The 17430-nt window shown below is 67.6% G+C and carries 16 protein-coding genes and 1 tRNA gene; 7 read left to right on the plus strand and 10 right to left on the minus strand.

Features of this window, described 5'->3' with window-relative positions; genetic code table 11:
• Positions 1-191: 191 nt before the first annotated feature.
• A complete protein-coding gene (locus QE389_RS12220; protein ID WP_307367662.1) occupies positions 192-833 on the plus strand; it encodes a YceI family protein in 642 nt (213 codons plus the stop codon).
• On the opposite strand, the gene QE389_RS12225 is transcribed toward QE389_RS12220, so the two are convergent.
• Entirely contained in the window at positions 820-1098 is a 279-nt protein-coding gene (locus tag QE389_RS12225) for an RNA-binding S4 domain-containing protein (RefSeq protein WP_307367666.1), read from the minus strand. The genes QE389_RS12220 and QE389_RS12225 overlap by 14 nt on opposite strands.
• Positions 1095-3584 carry a helicase-related protein gene (locus QE389_RS12230; protein ID WP_307367669.1) on the minus strand — a complete coding sequence of 830 codons (2490 nt, stop codon included), beginning with the start codon at positions 3582-3584 and terminating at the stop codon, positions 1095-1097. Before QE389_RS12230 ends, QE389_RS12225 begins: the two co-directional genes overlap by 4 nt.
• A 279-nt stretch (positions 3585-3863) precedes the next feature.
• Here QE389_RS12230 and QE389_RS12235 point away from each other — a divergent pair.
• Positions 3864-3940 (plus strand) — tRNA-Arg (locus QE389_RS12235).
• 54 nt (positions 3941-3994) lie between these two features.
• Here the strand turns inward: QE389_RS12235 and QE389_RS12240 are convergent.
• Positions 3995-5362, minus strand: a complete 1368-nt coding sequence (locus QE389_RS12240) for a metallophosphoesterase (RefSeq protein WP_307367672.1) — start codon at positions 5360-5362, stop codon at positions 3995-3997.
• 250 nt (positions 5363-5612) lie between these two features.
• Between QE389_RS12240 and QE389_RS12245 the strand changes: the two genes are divergently transcribed.
• Positions 5613-7850, plus strand: a complete 2238-nt coding sequence (locus QE389_RS12245) for a TonB-dependent receptor (RefSeq protein WP_307367676.1) — start codon at positions 5613-5615, stop codon at positions 7848-7850.
• 132 nt (positions 7851-7982) lie between these two features.
• On the opposite strand, the gene QE389_RS12250 is transcribed toward QE389_RS12245, so the two are convergent.
• Positions 7983-8396 (minus strand): hypothetical protein, encoded by a 414-nt coding sequence (locus QE389_RS12250; protein WP_307367678.1) that lies wholly within the window; start codon positions 8394-8396, stop codon positions 7983-7985.
• Between the two features lie 229 nt (positions 8397-8625).
• Between QE389_RS12250 and QE389_RS12255 the strand changes: the two genes are divergently transcribed.
• From QE389_RS12255 to QE389_RS12270, 4 genes are all read left to right on the plus strand, one after another.
• Complete coding sequence (locus QE389_RS12255) at positions 8626-8958, plus strand: hypothetical protein (protein WP_307367681.1); 333 nt, start codon at positions 8626-8628, stop codon at positions 8956-8958.
• Positions 8958-9638: a response regulator transcription factor gene (locus QE389_RS12260; RefSeq protein WP_307367684.1), complete on the plus strand. Its 681-nt coding sequence runs from the start codon at positions 8958-8960 to the stop codon at positions 9636-9638. Before QE389_RS12255 ends, QE389_RS12260 begins: the two co-directional genes overlap by 1 nt.
• Before the next feature lie 84 nt (positions 9639-9722).
• On the plus strand, positions 9723-11102 hold the full coding sequence (locus tag QE389_RS12265) for a sensor histidine kinase (RefSeq protein WP_307367687.1): 1380 nt from the start codon (positions 9723-9725) through the stop codon (positions 11100-11102).
• Positions 11103-11202: 100 nt separating this feature from the next.
• Entirely contained in the window at positions 11203-11871 is a 669-nt protein-coding gene (locus QE389_RS12270; RefSeq protein WP_307367690.1) for a DsbA family oxidoreductase, read from the plus strand.
• Positions 11872-12042: 171 nt separating this feature from the next.
• Here QE389_RS12270 and QE389_RS12275 read toward each other — a convergent pair whose 3' ends face one another.
• The 6 genes from QE389_RS12275 to thiC all read right to left on the minus strand — a co-directional run bounded on the left by QE389_RS12275 (position 12043) and on the right by thiC (position 17386).
• The gene (locus tag QE389_RS12275; protein ID WP_307367693.1) at positions 12043-12981 is read right to left on the minus strand and encodes a hypothetical protein; all 939 of its coding nucleotides are present in this window, start codon (positions 12979-12981) and stop codon (positions 12043-12045) included.
• Between the two features lie 280 nt (positions 12982-13261).
• Positions 13262-13441 carry a hypothetical protein gene (locus QE389_RS12280; protein ID WP_307367696.1) on the minus strand — a complete coding sequence of 60 codons (180 nt, stop codon included), beginning with the start codon at positions 13439-13441 and terminating at the stop codon, positions 13262-13264.
• 13 nt (positions 13442-13454) lie between these two features.
• On the minus strand, positions 13455-13982 hold the full coding sequence (locus tag QE389_RS12285; protein ID WP_307367699.1) for an AAA family ATPase: 528 nt from the start codon (positions 13980-13982) through the stop codon (positions 13455-13457).
• A 9-nt stretch (positions 13983-13991) separates the two neighbouring features.
• Positions 13992-14687 carry a hypothetical protein gene (locus QE389_RS12290; RefSeq protein ID WP_373458314.1) on the minus strand — a complete coding sequence of 232 codons (696 nt, stop codon included), beginning with the start codon at positions 14685-14687 and terminating at the stop codon, positions 13992-13994.
• 1 nt (position 14688) lies between these two features.
• Complete coding sequence (locus QE389_RS12295) at positions 14689-15321, minus strand: DarT ssDNA thymidine ADP-ribosyltransferase family protein (protein ID WP_307367704.1); 633 nt, start codon at positions 15319-15321, stop codon at positions 14689-14691.
• Between the two features lie 49 nt (positions 15322-15370).
• Positions 15371-17386, minus strand: coding sequence for a phosphomethylpyrimidine synthase ThiC (gene thiC, locus QE389_RS12300; RefSeq protein ID WP_307367707.1), 2016 nt, complete (start codon positions 17384-17386; stop codon positions 15371-15373).
• Between the last annotated feature and the right edge of the window lie 44 nt (positions 17387-17430).

The raw sequence follows: 17430 nt of genomic DNA on the forward strand, positions 1-17430 counted from the left end.
GTCGGTCTGTGGGCGGGAGGCCTGCGACATGGCGGCCGCGCAACCAACTGTCAACAGCGGGGCTTAAGGCGAGAGCGGTTCTCAAGCCGGCCCGATCGCCGTGACGGTCGCCCTGAGCGTCGCCTTGACAAAGGTCGGGCCCAATCGCAACTGTATTGATTGCATATCATCCCTTCGACAGGACTTTCCCCATGCGCTCTCCCTTCATGAAATACGCCGTCGCCAAATACGCCCTCGTCGGCGCCCTGGCCCTCAGCCTCGCCGCCGGCGGCGCCGTGGTCGCCCAGGCCGCCCTGACCAAGAACCCGGCCGAAGTCACCGCCGGGAACTACGACCTGGATTCCGGCCACGGCAAGATCACCTGGTCGGTCAATCACTTCGGCCTATCGACCTACACGGGCCAGTTCGTGAACGTGAAGGCGCAGCTGAAGCTGGACCCGGCCAACCCCTCCGCCTCGACCCTGACCGCCACCATCCCGCTGACCGACGTGGCGCCGAACGACGACCAGCTGAAGGCGCACCTGCAGACGGCCGACTTCTTCGACACCGCCAAATATCCGACTGCGACCTTCGTCTCGCGTTCGGTCACGGTCGATGCCGATGACGCCAACGAGGCGACCGTGGTGGGCGATCTGACGCTGAAGGGCGTGACCAAGCCGGTGACGATCGAGGTCGAGTTCAACGCCGCCGGAACCGTCATGGGCGCCTACAAGGCCGGCTTCGACGGGGAAGCGACGATCAAACGCTCGGACTTCGGCATCGACTACGCCCTGCCGGCCGTCTCGGACGAGGTGAAGCTGCACATCGAAGGCGAGTTCGTCATCCAGAAATGAGCGAATAGAGCGCGCGGGCCTCTTCGGCGGGCCCGCGCCTTTCGCCCATCGCCTCGACCCGCAAGGTCGTGACCTGAGCGTTCAGCACGAAGGTCAGCGCGTCGCCGACGTGGACGCAGCGGCTGGGCTTGTCCAGCCGCGTCTCGCGCCCGTGACGGGTCAGCCGCACCGCGCCGCGTTCGACCAGACCGGCCGCCAGCCCCCGCGTCTTCACGAACCGCGCGCGCCACAGCCAGATGTCGATGCGGCAGGCGTCTTCGCTCAAGCCTTCGCCTTTCTGCGCGGGCGGCGGCGTTTGGCGCGGGCCGCAGGCGCCTCGGTCAGGGCCGCCAGCGCCGCGAAAGGTGAATCCTTGACGATCTTGGGCGCGGCGCCCGGCTTGTCCGGCTGGCGGGCGCGTTCGGTCTTCAGGGCGGCGATGATCTGTTTGGCCTGATCGGCGCGCCAGCCCAGATCGGCCAGAGCCTCGTCGGACAGCCGGCCGTGGTTGGCGGCGCGCCGTTCGGCCATTTTCTCCAGCGTCTCGACCGGCGCCAGCCACCGCCCCGCAAGACGCAGGCCCAGCGCCGACAGCAGGCGCGGCGAGGGCGGTGCGGGCGGCGCGGGGATCAGGTCGGGCGTCGCCGCGATCAGGGGCGCGCCGACGAAGGCCTGGGCGAACTGGCGCGCGCGGGGCTTTTGCAGGCCGGGCAGCCAGACGGAATGGACGCCGACGCGGATAGCGAAGCGTCTCAAGGTGCGGCGTTCGGCCTGGCTGAGGGCCGCTAGATCGCGTTCCACGTCGCGCCGGTCGATCAGGCCGCCCGCCTCGATCAGGCGGAAGGCGACGCCGCGCGGCAGGCCCTTCAACGTCCCTGACTCCACCGCCTGACGCAGGCGGCGCAGATCGCGCAGCGCTCGCCCGGCCTCGGCCGCCAGCCAGGCCTCGATCCGCCGCTGCGCCCGTTCACGCGCCGGCGTCGGACCCAGATCGCCCAGAAGCCGCACGGCGGGGGCGAAGGGGTCGGCGCCCTGGGGCGTGGCCTGGACCTGGGCCGTCAGGACGCCGCGCCACAGCACCGCGCCGTCGGGCAGGACGGCGAATCCCTCGTCGCTCTCGGCCGCCAGCCGACCCAGGCGGCGGTTGATTTCGGGCGTCACGGCCCGCACCGCGGCCTGACGCAGGGTCCGGTCCTCCAGCGCGGACGATCCCTTCTCCATCTGGAAGCGCACCCCCTCCAACTGGCCGACCACCTGGCCCTCGACCGTCACCTCGCCGTCTTCGGCGACGCCGGCAAACGTATCCTCGCGCACGTTCAGGGCCCGCATCAGGGCGGTGGTGCGTCGGTCCACGAAGCGGGCGGTCAGCCGGTCGTGCAGCACGTCGGACAGCCGGTCCTCCAGCGCGCGGGTCTTGTCGCGCCAGCCCTTGGCGTCATGGACCCAGTCGGGCCGGTTGGCGATGTAGGACAGGGTCCGCACCGCCGACAACCGCGCCGACAGCTGGTCGATCTGGCCGTCGTCGCGGTCCACGAAGGCGAAGCGCGGCGCCATCCAATCGTCGGTCAGCCGACCCCGTTTGCCGGTCAGGGCGTGGAAGACGTCCTTGGCCAGGCGGGCGTGTTCATCCAGCGTCGTCTTCTGGAAGTCCGGCAGCTGGCAGGCCTCCCACAGGCGCATGACCGCCCCGCGCGAGCGCCCCACGCGCGCGATCTCCTCGTCCTTGATCAGACGCCGCAGCAGGGTCTCGTCCAGCGCCTCCGCCGTCAGGCTGAGGCCCGACCGCTGGGGCGTCACCGTCAGCGAGCGCAACAGATCGGGCAGGGTGTCGAAATCCAGCCGTGCGTTTCTCCATTCCGCCGCCTCGATCGGATCGAACCGATGCTCGACCACCTGCTCGACCAGATCGGGGTCCAGGTCCTCGGCCTCGGCCGTGACGCCGAAGGTGCCGTCGCGCAGATGCCGGCCCGCCCGCCCGGCGATCTGGCCGATCTCATGGGCGTGCAGCCAGCGGGTCCGGCGCCCGTCGAACTTCCGAAGGCCCGCGAAGGCGACATGGTCCACATCCATGTTCAGCCCCATGCCGATGGCGTCGGTGGCGACCAGGAAATCGACCTCGCCCGACTGATACAGGGCGACCTGGGCGTTGCGGGTGCGCGGACTGAGCGAGCCCATGACCACCGCCGCCCCGCCCCTCTGACGGCGGATCAGTTCGGCGATCGCATAGACCCGCTCGGTCGAGAAGGCGACGATGGCGCTGCGTCGCGGCAGGCGGGTCAGCTTCTTGGACCCTGCGTAGGACAGGGTGGACAGCCGATCCCGCGTCACGATCTCCACGTCCGGGATCAGGCGGCGGATCAGCGGCTCCATGGTCCCCGCGCCAAGGAACATGGTCTCGAACCGGCCGCGCGCGTGCAGCAGCCGCTGGGTGAAGACGTGGCCGCGCTCGGGGTCGGCGACCAGCTGGATTTCGTCCACGGCCAGGAACTCGACCGACCGCTCCATCGGCATGGCCTCGACCGTGCAGACGAAATAGTGGGCGCGCGGCGGGACGATCTTCTCCTCGCCGGTGATCAGGGCGACGGCGGCGGCCCCGCGCCGTTTGACGATCCGCTCGTAGATCTCGCGCGCCAGGAGCCGCAGCGGCAGGCCGATCATGCCGGACGCATGACCCAGCATCCGCTCGACCGCCAGATGGGTCTTGCCGGTGTTGGTGGGCCCCAGAACCGCCGTGACGCGCGATGGGGGCAGGCCTGCGGACCGGTCGCTCATGACGCCTTCAAGGTGGCGTCGAAACCCGGCCAGGGCAAGCGCGGCCGCAGCAAGCTGAACCGTTAACGGCAAGGGCGGCGGCGCGGAACATCGGCGAAACGAATCGGGACCGAATCATCGACATGGACCAATTCGTGATTTGTTCACCGCAAAATATTGTATCTTAACATCTCTTAACCACAAGAGCGGTCTTGCGCGATGCTGCAGGACGAGGTTTTTCACGAACTGCGCGGCGACATCTTCCGTCCTCGCCCGCGAACCGCTACTGCACCCCTGCGTGGCCCCGTAGCTCAGCTGCATAGAGCAAGGCTTTCCTAAAGCCGAGGTCGCAGGTTGGAGTCCTGCCGGGGTCGCCATTCTCCATGCCGCCTGTCAAGCCGCCTGTGCGGTCGAACCTCCCCTTCAGGACACTAGGCGTTCCAAAGGGCTTGGGCGGCGACGGCTTTCACCCTCAGATCCGAAGCGGGCTCGAAAGCCAGGTCCGTGGTTCCGAAATATTCCCGCTGATTGGTCGCGCACCAGTCCGTGGTGGCGATCCGGACCGGATCGGCAGTCGGCGAGGCGGCGGAGGCGTAGAGGAAGTCGCCGCTGCGGTCGGCCAGGGGCATCGGGCGATCCTGATTGGCGCGAGCCATGAAGCCGTCGAACTGGGTGCGCGAGACCGTGGCGACCATCAGCTTGCCGTCGAAGCGAACGATGGAATCGAAGACGTAACGACTGACCGGCCCGGCGGGGACGCCCGTGCCCAGGGTGGTGTGGCCCATGAAACCGGCGTCGGCCCCGGCCGCCTGGGCCAAGCCGGCCGCGATCCGCCGTCCGGTGTCGCCCAGCGACAGGGCGCGCGGGCTGATCCCCAGGCGGGTGCGTTCCTCTGCGGTCAGATTGGCCGCCAGGGTCGCGGCGACCAATTCGGCCAGGGCCGGCGTGGCGGGGGCGTCGAGGTCGATGGCGCGGGACTGGGCCTGGACCGAGCCGTCCGAAAGAAACTCCGCCACCGTATAGGCGCGGGTCCAGGACCCGGTGTGAACATAGACGCTGCGCCCCTGGCGATGCTGGAACAGCAGATGATTGTGGCCGCCGATCATCAGGCCGCCGTCGGGCAGCAGGGGCAGGATGTCCCGGTCGGCGGCGACGCCGGCGTGGCTCATGACCATGATCCGATCGGCGCTGGCCAGGTGGTCGGCCAGATGATCGGCCAGATGGGCCGCGGCCCAGTCGGCGGCGGGGGGAACGGCCAACTGCGCGCGCGACGCCTTGGGATAGGTGTTCAGCGAATTGGTCGCCATGCCCACGACCCGCAGCGACCCTCGGCCGAACGGCAAGGCGGCGTGGGGTGCGGCGTAGCCGGCGCCCGTGCGGGTGTCGCCGATGGTGGTGACGACGTGAACGCCAAGGGCCTTCAGCCGGGCGACGACCTCGGCCAGATCCGGGGTCAGGTCGTTGTCGTGATTGCCCAGATTGAACACCGTCGGCGCAATCTTCGGCAGGGCCGCCAGGAAGGCCCAGTCCACCACGCCGCCCGACCGCAGGGCGACGACATTGCCCTGTTCGAAGATGTCGCCGTTGACGGCGATGACATGGGGGACGCGGTTGGCGCGCACCTCGGTCTCGAAGGCGGCCAGAAGCTGGGCGGTGCGCTCATAGGCGGAATGCATGTCCGACACGGCCAGCACGCGGCCGACCACATTCGTCCGTCGCAGGCTGGTCAGCCCTGGCGTCAGCGCCATCGCCCCGGCGAACTGAAGAAGCCGGCGACGTGACAGCGGGACGACAGGCATACGCGATCCAGACACTGGGCGGAGGTAGGGCGGAGAAGACGCACGCGACTGTCCAATCTCGCATTTCGGCCCTTTCGGCGCAACGCCGGCGCCCTCTTCCCAGGCCGCCCGAGGGCCGATTGTCACGCCGCTGTGGCCGCGTCTTCAAACCTTCAAGAAACGTGCGCGCTCTTTGCTGGCGGCCTTGGTCGCAAGGCTTTACGGCGTCGCGCCACAACGCCTCCCCCTTTTCGTCAAAGGACATCCCGCCATGCTTCGCCACGCCCTCCTGGCCGCCACCGTCAGCGGCATCGCTCTGCTGAGCGCCGGCTCGGTTCTCGCCCAGACGACGGACGCCGCCGCCGAACCGGCCGGCGTGGACGATATCGTCGTCACCGCCCAGCGCCGCAGCGAGAACATCCGCGACGTGCCCTTCGCCGTCACCGCCCTGAACACCGAAACCCTGAAGGACATCGCGGCCGGCGGCGCCGACGTTCTGTCGCTGTCGGGCCGCGTGCCCAGCCTTCAGGTCGAAAGCTCGAACGGCCGCTACGCCCCGCGTTTCTACATTCGCGGCCTGGGCAATGTGGACTTCGACTTCACCGCCTCTCAGCCGGTGTCGGTGGTGCTGGACGACGTGGTTCTGGAAAGTGTCTATCTGAAGGGCTTCCCCCTGTTCGACGTCCAGCAACTGGAAGTGCTGCGCGGACCGCAAGGCACCCTGTTCGGTCGCAACACCCCGGCCGGCGTGGTCAAGATCGACACCGTCAAGCCGTCGGACGATTTCACCGGCTTCGGCTCTTTGACCTATGGCAACCTGGGTTCGACGCGGGCCGAGGCGGCCGTCACCCTGCCGGCGTCGGACACGCTTCAGGTGCGCGCCGCCCTTCTGTGGAACCACCGCGACGACTGGGTGAACAACGCTTACAATCCCGCCTTCGCCAATCCGGACAAGGACGATCTGGGCGGTTTCGACGACCTGGCCGCGCGCGTCCATGTCGCCTGGACCCCGACCGATCGCCTGTCGACCCTGTTGACGCTGCAGGCGCGCGACTATGACGGCACGGGCACGATGAACCGCGCCAACGCCCTGACCAAGGGCTCCAACAAGCTGAACGACAACTTCGACCGCGACACCGTCTATTACGACGGCGGCCGCAACAACTTCCAGAAGCAGAAGACCACGTCCCAGTCGCTGAAGGTCGCCTATGATTTCGGACCCGCAACCCTGACCGGCATCGTCGGTTCCTATCAGGGCTGGTCACAGGGCGACGGCGACATCGACGGCGGCGTGGCCTCGGCGCCGGCGACCGCCTCCTACAAGACGCCCTTCAACTCCGAGACCGGCACCCTGTCCAGCGACCTGCTGCAAAACACCTATGAACTGCGGCTGGCCTCGAACGGCGAAGGCCGCGTCGGTTGGCAGGTCGGCGCCTTCTACTGGGACGAACGGTTCAACCTGGTCAGCGGCACGTTCAACGGCGTGGGCGATCCGAGGCCGACGCGGGCGACCGACATCGTGCAGAAGTCGGAGTCGTGGTCGGTGTTCGGCCAGGGCAGCTACAAGCTGACCGAGGCCCTGAAGCTGACGGCGGGCGTCCGCTACACCGACGACAGCCGCCGCTACAACGGTCAGATCCTGCTGGGGAACGGCGCCGGCGACACGGGCGCCGTGTCGGTGGGCGACCAGCAGGTCAGCTGGGACGTCAGCGCCCTCTACACCGTCAACGACGACCTCAATCTGTTCGCGCGGGTGGCCAAGGGGTATCGCGGCCCGTCGATCCAGGGGCGCAATCTGCCGGTCCTGACCACGGCGAACTCCGAGACCGTCATGTCCTACGAAACCGGGCTGAAGGCGCGGATGATGGGCGGTCGCGCGCGCTTCAACGCCACCGCCTACGCCTATGAAGTCAGCGACATGCAGTTCACCGCCATCGGCGGCGCCGACAACACCAACCGCCTGATCAACGCCAAGAAGGGCGAGGGTTACGGACTGGAGCTGGACGGCGACGTCTATCTGGGCGCGGGCTTCAGCCTGGCGGCCGGGGGCGCGTGGAACCACACCGAGATCAAGGACAAGGATCTGCTGGTCGCAGTCTGCGGCTCCAACTGCACCGTCACCGATCCGATCGTCATGGTGGGGACGACCCGTCGCGCCGCCGTCGACGGCAACCCCTTCCCGCAGGCGCCGGAATACACCGCCAACCTGACGCTGAACTACGTCCGGCCGCTGGGCGCCGACACCGAGCTGTTCGCCTCGACTGACTGGGTCATGCAGAAGACCTTCAACCTGTTCCTCTACGAATCGGTCGAGTTCATGCAGGGCACGCACTTCGAGGGCGGGCTGCGGGCCGGCTGGCGCGACCAGAGCCGCGGTCTGGAAGCGGCGGCCTATGTCCGCAACCTCACCGACGAGGCGAACGTGATCGGGGCCATCGACTTCAACAACCTGACGGCCTTCGTCAACGAGCCGCGCACCTATGGCGTGCAACTGACCAAGCGGTTCTGATCCGCAAGCGTCGGGACGTCGATCCGAAGGCTGCGGATCGACCTCCTCGCGCCCGCCACGACCTGTCGCCGGCGGGCGCCAGCGAACGCGCGGCCCCTTTCGGAGCCGCGCGCTGCTTCTGAGGGGCTGGGGCTAGCCGCGATGGCGGTCACGGTCGCGGCGCTCGTGGCGGATCTGGGCCGAGAGGCGGTCGAAGCGGCGATCCAGATCGGCGCGCTCCCAGGTCGTCAGGCCGCCGCGCCGATAGTTGGCCTCCAGCCGCAGCAGGCTGTTGAACTCGCTCCGCAGCCGGACGGCTTCGCGGCGGCTGAGCTGGCCGTTGCGGACGCCCTGGTCGATGCGGCGGTCCAGACTGGCCTGACGGACATTGAGGGGCTGCCAGCCGCCATGGGCGGGGGCGTGATAGGCGGGGCCATGGCGGGCGGGGCCGTGATGGGCCGGACCGTGATAGGATTGGGCGGCGGCCGGCAGGGCGACCGCGGCGGCGGCCAGAATCAGGGCGGGGATCAGGGCTGGAATCAGGGCGGGGGTGATGACCTTGCGCATGAGAACGTCTCCTTGGTGTCGGCGTCGATCGGATCGACCGTGAGGAGGCCACGAGACCAGAGCGCGACTGAGCCGAACCTGAACACGGCGGGTCAGGTTTCGTTCATGGATATCCGGCGGCGCATGGCCGAGGACGATCAGGGGACGGCGGCGCTGGCGTGGCGGCCTGCGGATGGCCTATACTGGTCATTCAGCACCCGTTCAGAACAGCCGGACTAGACAGGCGACCATGTTTAGGAAAACCGCCAGTCTCATCGTCGCCGTCGCGACCCTGGCCTTCGCCCCTGTCCTGACGACGGCGGCGGTCGCCCAGGCGCGCGATCCCCGTCAGCCCGCGAGCGACGACCGCCGCCCGCCGCCCCCGCGCGTCAGCCCGGACGAGGCGCGCCGCAGCGCCGCCCCCTATGGTCGGCCCATCGACACCCAGCCGCGCCGCGACGGGAACTACAGCGTTCTGGTCGAACGCGACGGGCGTGTGCGCGACGTGGTCGTGGACGGCCAGACGGGCCGGCCGCGCCAGGGCGATTCCGGCGGCGACGATCAACGGCGCAGGCCCAACTGATGCGCGTCCTGCTGGTTGAAGACGACGTCGATCTGTCGCGGCAGCTGAAGACGGCCCTGGCCGACGCCGGCTATGCGGTGGATCATGCGGCGGACGGGGAAGACGCCTGGTTCCTGGGCGACACCGAACCCTATGACGTGATCGTGCTGGACCTGGGCCTGCCCAAGATCGACGGGGTGTCGGTGCTGGAGCGCTGGCGGCGCGAGGGCAAGACCACCCCGGTCCTGATCCTGACGGCGCGCGGCGCCTGGTCGGACAAGGTGTCGGGCTTCGACGCCGGAGCCGACGACTATCTGACCAAGCCCTTCCACACCGAGGAGCTGCTGGCGCGGTTGCGGGCCCTGCTGCGCCGCTCGGCCGGCATCGCCTCGGCGACCCTGTCGTGCGGGGGGCTGCGGCTGGACCCGCGCGCGGCCCGGGCCAACGTCAATGGCGAGCCCCTGCGCCTGACCTCGCTGGAGTACCGGCTGCTGCATTACATGATGATGCACCAGGGCCGGGTCATCAGCCGCACGGAGCTGGTCGAGCATCTGTACGATCAGGACTTCGACCGCGATTCCAACACCATCGAGGTCTTCATCGGCCGGGTTCGCAAGAAGGTCGGGCCGGATCGGATCGAGACGGTGCGCGGCCTGGGCTATCGGCTGACGCCCCTGCCGGGCGAGACCGAGGCGGCGTGACGACGGAGGCGTCGCCGCGGCGGACCGGGAGCAGGGCCTGGGGGGCGCGACTGGGGACGCTGGTTCGGACGGCCGGGTCGGTCATTGACGCGGCGCCTGATCTGGCTGGCCTCGGCCTGGATCCTGGTGGCCCTGGTCGTGGCGGCCCTGGTCCTGACCCAGGCGTTCCAGGAATCGGCCCTGCGCCGCCTGGGCGCCATGCTGAACGAGACGGTGGACGAGATCGTCGTCGCCGCCAGCCGCACGCCCGCCGGAGAGCCGATTGGCCAGATACAGGACGCCCGCACCCTGCGCCTGCTGTCGGGCAAATACTGGCAGATACTGGAGGTGGAGCCGGACGGGCGGCTGCGGTCGCTGGCGCGCTCCACCTCGCTGTGGGACTATGACCTCAGCCTGCCGGCGGGGCTGACGGGGCGGCTGGACCAGGCGTTCGGCGACGTCATCACCTTCAACACCGTGGGGCCTAAGGACGACCCCAAACGGCCCGAACCCCTGCGCGTCGCGGCCACGATGAAGTCGATCCCCCGGCACGAGCGGCCGGTGATCTTCCTGGCCGCCCTCGACCGGTCCGAGGTGGACGCCGACACCCGCCAGTTCGCCACCCTGACCTGGGTGGCCCTGCTGGTCATGGGGGCGGGGCTGGTCTCGGCCGTCTTCATCCAGGTGCGGTTCGGCCTGCGGCCCCTGTTCGACCTGAGGAACGAGATCGCGGCGGTGCGCAAGGGCCGGGCGGCGCGGATCGAGCGGGCCTATCCGCTGGAAATCCAGCCCCTGGCCGAGCAGGTCAACCGCCTGTTGGACCATAACCAGGAGGTGGTGGAGCGCCAGCGCACCCATGTCGGCAACCTGGCCCATGCGCTGAAGACGCCCATCTCGGTCATGCTGGCCGAGGCGGGGACGGCCGACGGCGCCCTGCCCGAACTGGTGCGGCGTCAGACCCGGATCATGCAGGGCCAGGTCGATCACCATCTGCGCCGCGCCCGCGCCGCCGCCCGCGCCGCCCACGGCCTGGGCGAGACCACCCCCGTGGCCGAGGTGCTGGACGAACTGGCCGTCATGATCGAACAGGTGTTCCGCGACAAGGCGGTCGAGATCGACTGGCGCGCGCCCGACGACCTGGCCTTCCTGGGCGAGCGGCAGGACCTGCAGGAGATCCTGGGCAATCTGATCGAGAACGCCGCCAAGTTCAGTCGCCGCCGGGTGCGCGTCTCGGCCGGGGACAACGGCCTGGGGCTGATGGTCGCCGTGGTCGAGGACGACGGCCCCGGCCTGCCCGCCGACCGCCGCGAGGAGGTGCTGAAGCGCGGCGCGCGGCTGGACGAGAGCGCGCCCGGCTCGGGCCTGGGCCTGTCGATCGTGGACGACCTCACGCGCGCCTATGGCGGGCGGCTGACCCTGGCCGACAGCGACCTGGGCGGGTTGAAGGCCGTGCTGGAGCTGCCGGCGGCCCAGGCCCAGGCCTAGGGCCGACACGGAGGCCGAACACCGAGGCGGGCCTTGCCGCCCCGGCGGGGCGTGGCCATATCCGTAAAGCAACACCTGCTGTTCCAGAAAGCCCTTCGTCATGTCCCAACCGGCCCCCAAGACCTTGAAGATCGACTTTGTCTCCGACGTGGTCTGCCCCTGGTGCGTCGTGGGCCTGGGCGGGCTGGAGACGGCGCTGGAGACCTTGGAGGCGGAGGGGGTCGCCGCCGACATCGCCTTTCAGCCGTTCGAGCTGAACCCCCGGATGGCGCCCGAGGGCGAGAACATCGTCGAACACATCGGCCGCAAATACGGCGCAAGCCCCGAGCAGTCCGCCGCTAACCGGGCCATGATCCGCGAGCGGGCCGCCGAAAGCGGCTTCGACATGCGCATGACCGACGACAGCCGCATCTGGAACACCTTCGACGCCCACCGCCTGCTGCATTGGGCCCACGAGACGGCGCCCGAGAAGCAGAAGGCTCTGAAACAGGCCCTGTTCACCGCCCACTTCACCGAGAACAGGAACCTGACCGACGCCCGCGTCCTGACCGAGGCGGCCGAGGCCGCGGGTCTGGACCGGGCCGAGGCGGCCGAGGTGCTGGCCTCGGGTCGCTACGCCCAGGCCGTGCGCCAGGCCGAGGCGCTATGGCGGGCGCGGGGCATTACGTCGGTCCCGGCCGTGGTGGTCGAGGGCAAGTATCTGATCTCGGGCGGCCAGCCGGCCCCGGTGTTCGAACAGGCCCTGCGCCAGATCGCCCGCGAGGGGTGAGGCGGCGAGCGGGCGCGCGCTCCGTCGTCCTTCCGGGGCGGAGCGAAGCGAAGAACCCGGAACCCAGGGCCGAATCGTCGGCCGATGCCTTTGGCGTCCGTTGGAGCCTCCTGGGTTCCGGGCTCGTCCTGCGGACGCCCCGGAATGACGGGGGCGGCGGCGGGTTTTGGATCACGGCGGCGGGTCGGACGGAAAAACGGAGTCCGAACAGTCCGAACAGTCCGATTTGGGCGATCTGGCCGATTTGGCCGGTTCGACCGACGGCGGGACCGAAGATTGGGCGTCGACGGGCGGCGGGTCCAGGGCGTCCAGGATGGCCAGGCTCTTGTTCAGCAGGATGCGGCCTACGGAATCCTCGGGGTTCAGGCTGGCGGCGGCGCGGGCCAGGGTCTGGACCGTGCGCATCCGGCTGAGGGCCGCGGTCTGAGGGTCGGGGGCCTGAGGGGTGGGGGGCTTCTTCTTCAGGGACGGCGCGGGGGAGGGCGCGATCCCTTCGCGGGCGCCGGCGTTCGCCGTCTCCGCCTCGGCCTTCCGCTCCGCCAGGGCCGACAGTTGCGTGTGCAGCCGCAGCCAGCGCCCCGCCTCCATCGCCCGGCCGTTCAGAATGGCCCGCTCCATCCGCACCAGGGCGTGGGCCGCCAGGACGCCATAGTCGGGCAGGCCCGCCGCCGTTTCCGCCTCCAGATCCACCGGCTCGTCGACCCAGGCCGGGGCCGGCGCGGGCGCGGGCTGGTCCTGCCGCAGCCAGCCCTGCTCGCGGGCGTGGGCGAAGAAGGTCGAGCGCGCCATGCCGAACCGCGCGGCGACCGAGGCCCCGGATTCGCCCGCCAGATAGGCGTCGCGGATGGCGTCCCATATTTCCTGCGAGGTCTGACGATAGCCGCCGCCCCGCTGATAGGGATCGCGCCCCGGCCGCCCGGCATAGAGGGGCCGCCCGTCCGTGTGCGTTTCGGGGGCGGGATCCGCGTCCTCGTCCGCCCAGCGCGGCGGCGGATCGGCGAAGTCGGCGTCGGTCACGCGCCCGTCATAATAGACCGTGTCGTCCGGACGCTGATCCGCCTCCTTGGCCGCCGCCCAGGCCGCTTCCCAATCCGATCCCCTGCCGTCCATCCACGCCTCCTGTTCGCCCATCCGCCCCACGCGGGGCCGCCGGCCATTATGAAGCGGTGAAAAGGGGTGTTAGGTCGATTGTCGTCCAAGCCGGAAAAGCCGAGGAAAATCAGAGGGCGACGACGGCGAATTAGGGGACGAGCGGCGGGTCCGGACCGCGATGCGGCGACCGGGTCCGTCACCGCGATCCCGATGGACATCCCAGCGGGCGCGACGCGGTCGGGACGTGCGGTGGTCGCCGCGAAGACGCGGCTTGCCGGAGGCTGACGAAAGAGAGGGCTCAGGCCGTCTTCTTCTTCCGGGGCGCCGGCGCCGCGTCGGCGGCCGTGACCAGATGCCCCTTCCAGCCGGGCGGCGGCAGGAACTTGCCGGACTTCTCCTCGCGCGTGCCCTCGCGCGCGATCCGGGCGGCGTCGCGTCCGGCTTTCAGAACGGTTTCTCGGTCGAAGAGCGTGTTCATTTCGGACCCCAATCTAACAGTTCGAGGCCATCGTCGCTACTCGCATAGACCTCCCACGCATCCACCAGCGGTTTGTAGGTCGTCTCCAGATAGTCGAGGCTGAGCGTAAAGCGGCGACGCAGCGTGTCCTCGGGAATGTCGTGCCCGCCCCATTCTGGAGTTCCGCGAAGGCGAAGCCTTCGCTAGGGGCCACACGGCGCGCCACGCGGGCGACGGAGAAGTCAGCCGAGGGCGGGCGCAGATAGATCAGTTCGGCCCGGTATCCGGCCGCCTTGAACCGGCGGAGACGCGGGGCGTGGGAGCGGGTGGCCAGCGTCGTCTCCAGCACCACATCGGCCCGCTCGAAAAACAGGGCGTCCAACCGCTCCAGCACAAGCCGCCCCGCCGCCAGATCGCGCGCCGCGCCTTCGCCCGCAAGACCGCGCGCGACCTCGTCCGGGTTCACGAACCGAAACGCCTCCGCCCGCTGACGCAAGAAGCGGTTGATGAAGGTGGTCTTGCCGGCGCCGTTAGGCCCGGCAAGGAGAACGAGGGTGGGCATTTAGTTTTGCTAGATGAAATCCAGCGCTCGGTTAGAAACAATCCCATAGCCGGGAATGCTGCTTACGGTTTTTAAGAACGCTTCGGGTGAAGCAAGAGCATCATCGATAGTTCCGTTTGAACTCAGGAATACAAACAATGCCGCAGAGTAGGCTTGGCAGTTCAAGGATTTGTCAGGGTTAAATTCTATATCGGTAAAGCCATCATAGTCAGATAGTCTCTCTGAGAGGCTAGGGTTTTTTGCCAGGGCATTGAGATAGAGCCAGTCATAGAAGGCCGTAACGGGTTTCAATGGCCACTCCGCTCCAAAAAATCGAAAGGCCACTAGGCGCCCAGAAGTCCGTATACGCTGGTCAATTTTCGCGGACTTGGAGTCGCACGTATACAAATCCGTATAGGGGCCGCCGCTCTCAAAAACCTTGCTTCCCTGAAACGCCGACTCAACCGTTACTCGTATTTGATGTTTACGAGTGGTAAAGCTTAAGTTAAATGCGCTTAAAGCTACGCCGATATCATCTTCAGACTTTGTTGATATCTCAAGAATTCTGCATGTATTTAGCTCTCGGCACGCCGCCTCGTGCAGAGACTTCACGGACTTTTTCTTCTGAGAAACTGAGAGTCCCGGATGCCAAGTGAAATCAACCGTTCTAACCACTAGTGCGGGAGATTCTCGAAATCTAGCTAAAAATACTGGCCGAACTGCCATATCACTGACCGTACTCTCGGTTGTATTTTCGGTTGGCGAAGTAACCTTTGCCTTTTCCGTTGAGCAGCGTCTTCTTAAAGAGCCCTTCGTATTTCGCCTTTGTAGAGGCGTCCTCAAAGGCTGCACCGAGAATGAAATCCACTTGGATGGGCTCCATGACCAGTGCCTCGGCTTGCACGTCAGTAGGGTCGAACGGCTTTAGCTTTTGATCGCCTCGGCTGGGATGGCCGTCAATCTCGCTGAACATAGAGAGGAAGGCCTCGTGGCTTCGCAACTCGTTGTCTCCAAGTTTCGAAATGCGCGCATCTGCTGCGTTGTGACGACAAAACAGCACGTCTTTCTCCCAAAGAACCTTACGCGAGATCGCCAACACAGCCCACTCCACGCCAGGATTTTGCTGGCGCAGACTGTAAAACATTTTGTCGTTAGCCAAGCCCACTGACGTGGAGATGCCGGGAAGACGCCCATCCAGTCTGAGTTCGTCGTTGATGGCTGGCGCTATTTGAAGCTTTTCAAATGCTGCGACGGGCTGAAGCCCGTGCTGCATAATCAGTGGGATATTGCTCGCGCGTGTAAAGTGCACAAGGTTCGGGATGTTGAGCTGCGCAGCGGTAGCTTGAATTTTTGCCTTCACGGCTTTCGCTCCATGGTTTTGGTCGTTCTACCATGGCGCGAGCTCTTGCCTAGACCTTCACCTCCACCACTCCACCCCCCGCCCGGAACTTCGCGCTCATTTCGGCCATGCCGGCTTCGGCTTCCGACAGGGAGGCGCCGGCGTCGTTCTGGGCCTTGGCGGCGTCGCGGATGTCCTGGCTGATCTTCATCGAGCAGAATTTGGGGCCGCACATGGAGCAGAAGTGGGCGGTCTTGTGGGCCTCTTTGGGCAGGGTGGCGTCGTGGTATTTGCGGGCGGTTTCGGGGTCCAGGCCCAGGTTGAACTGATCCTCCCAGCGGAACTCGAACCGGGCGCGTGACAGGGCGTCGTCGTGCAGGCGGGCGGCGGGGTGGCCCTTGGCCAGGTCGGCGGCGTGGGCGGCGATCTTGTAGGTGATGACGCCGTCCTTGACGTCCTGTCGGTCCGGCAGGCCCAGATGCTCCTTGGGCGTGACGTAGCAGAGCATGGCCGTGCCGAACCAGCCGATCATGGCCGCCCCGATCGCGCTGGTGATGTGGTCATAGCCCGGCGCGATGTCGGTGGTGAGCGGGCCAAGCGTATAGAAGGGCGCCTCGTGGCAGTGCTTCAACTGCTCGTCCATATTCTGCTTGATCTTGTGCATCGGCACATGGCCGGGGCCCTCGATCATGACCTGGCAGCCCTTGGCCCAGGCGATCTTGGTCAGTTCGCCCAGGGTGCGCAGCTCGGCGAACTGGGCCTCGTCATTGGCGTCGGCGATGGAGCCGGGGCGCAGGCCGTCGCCCAGGCTGAAGCTGACATCATAGGCGCGCATGATGTCGCAGATGTCCTCGAAATGCTCGTAGAGGAAGCTCTCCCTGTGGTGGGCCAGGCACCATTTGGCCATGATGGAGCCGCCTCGGCTGACGATGCCCGTCACGCGCTTGGCCGTCATCGGCACGAAGGGCAGGCGCACGCCCGCGTGGATGGTGAAATAGTCCACGCCCTGTTCGGCCTGTTCGATCAGGGTGTCGCGGAACACCTCCCAGGTCAGGTCCTCGGCGATGCCGTTCACCTTCTCCAGCGCCTGATAGATGGGCACGGTGCCGATGGGGACGCTGGAGTTGCGGATGATCCAGTCGCGGATGTTGTGGATGTTGCGGCCCGTCGACAGGTCCATGACGTTGTCTGCGCCCCAGCGGGTGGCCCAGACCAGCTTGTCGACCTCGTCGTCCACGCTGGACAGCACCGCCGAGTTGCCGATGTTCGCATTGATCTTCACCAGGAAGTTGCGGCCGATGATCATCGGCTCGACTTCGGGGTGGTTGATGTTGTGCGGGATGATGGCGCGGCCGCGCGCGATCTCGGAGCGCACGAACTCGGGCGTCACGAAGTCGGGGATCGAGGCGCCGAAGGATTCGCCGTCGCGTTCGAGTGGCGAGTGGCGCGTGGCGAGTGGCGAGGAAGAAGAGGGGACAGGGACGGTAGAGCCGTCGGCAAGGGTGATGGTCTGGGCGCCTTCGCTCGCCACTCGCCACGCGCCACTCGCCACTTCCCTGCGCAGGTTCTCCCGGATCGCCACATATTCCATCTCGGGCGTGATGATCCCGGCCCTGGCGTATTCGTACTGGGTGACGGGGCGGCCCTCGACGCCCTTGAAGACGCGGTGGTTCGAGGTGTCGAAGCGGGGGGCCAGGTGGCGGCCGGAGGCGTGACCGTTGTCCTCGGGCTTGACCTCGCGGGGGTTCAGGACGGGGGCGATGTCGCCGCGATCCAGCTGCCACGACGACTTCACGCGGGGCAGGCCGCGCTTGATGTCGATGGTCACGGTCGGGTCGGTGTAGGGGCCCGAGGAGTCATAGACGGTGACGGGCGGTTCGTTCGCCGACGGATGCAGGGCGATCTCGCGGAACGGGACGCGGATGTCGGGATAGAGTCGGCCGGCGACATAGACCTTCTTCGATCCGGCCCGCTCGCCGGTCGGGATGGCGCGGGTCTCCTTCATCACCTGGTCGCGCGCGTCTTTCAGCGCCAGATCGACGTTGGGCTCTTCGGGCAGGGCGGGCGGGGCGACTTGGATGTTCATGGCGGCCTCAAAACGGTTTGAGGTCCGCCGACGTCGGGCGCGAG

Origin of the sequence: Brevundimonas sp. SORGH_AS_0993 (assembly GCF_030818545.1) — a bacterium.
In the GTDB taxonomy this organism is placed as follows: domain Bacteria; phylum Pseudomonadota; class Alphaproteobacteria; order Caulobacterales; family Caulobacteraceae; genus Brevundimonas.

What these genes read in the sequence shown, in the direction of transcription:
- QE389_RS12220 (WP_307367662.1), top strand. Translation starts at nt 192, where the DNA reads ATGCGCTCTCCCTTCATGAAATACGCCGTCGCCAAATACGCCCTCGTC.
- QE389_RS12230 (WP_307367669.1), bottom strand. Translation starts at nt 3,584, where the DNA reads ATGAGCGACCGGTCCGCAGGCCTGCCCCCATCGCGCGTCACGGCGGTT.
- QE389_RS12240 (WP_307367672.1), bottom strand. Translation starts at nt 5,362, where the DNA reads ATGCCTGTCGTCCCGCTGTCACGTCGCCGGCTTCTTCAGTTCGCCGGG.
- QE389_RS12245 (WP_307367676.1), top strand. Translation starts at nt 5,613, where the DNA reads ATGCTTCGCCACGCCCTCCTGGCCGCCACCGTCAGCGGCATCGCTCTG.
- QE389_RS12250 (WP_307367678.1), bottom strand. Translation starts at nt 8,396, where the DNA reads ATGCGCAAGGTCATCACCCCCGCCCTGATTCCAGCCCTGATCCCCGCC.
- QE389_RS12255 (WP_307367681.1), top strand. Translation starts at nt 8,626, where the DNA reads ATGTTTAGGAAAACCGCCAGTCTCATCGTCGCCGTCGCGACCCTGGCC.
- QE389_RS12260 (WP_307367684.1), top strand. Translation starts at nt 8,958, where the DNA reads ATGCGCGTCCTGCTGGTTGAAGACGACGTCGATCTGTCGCGGCAGCTG.
- QE389_RS12270 (WP_307367690.1), top strand. Translation starts at nt 11,203, where the DNA reads ATGTCCCAACCGGCCCCCAAGACCTTGAAGATCGACTTTGTCTCCGAC.
- QE389_RS12275 (WP_307367693.1), bottom strand. Translation starts at nt 12,981, where the DNA reads ATGGACGGCAGGGGATCGGATTGGGAAGCGGCCTGGGCGGCGGCCAAG.
- QE389_RS12280 (WP_307367696.1), bottom strand. Translation starts at nt 13,441, where the DNA reads ATGAACACGCTCTTCGACCGAGAAACCGTTCTGAAAGCCGGACGCGAC.
- QE389_RS12285 (WP_307367699.1), bottom strand. Translation starts at nt 13,982, where the DNA reads ATGCCCACCCTCGTTCTCCTTGCCGGGCCTAACGGCGCCGGCAAGACC.
- QE389_RS12290 (WP_373458314.1), bottom strand. Translation starts at nt 14,687, where the DNA reads ATGGCAGTTCGGCCAGTATTTTTAGCTAGATTTCGAGAATCTCCCGCA.
- thiC (WP_307367707.1), bottom strand. Translation starts at nt 17,386, where the DNA reads ATGAACATCCAAGTCGCCCCGCCCGCCCTGCCCGAAGAGCCCAACGTC.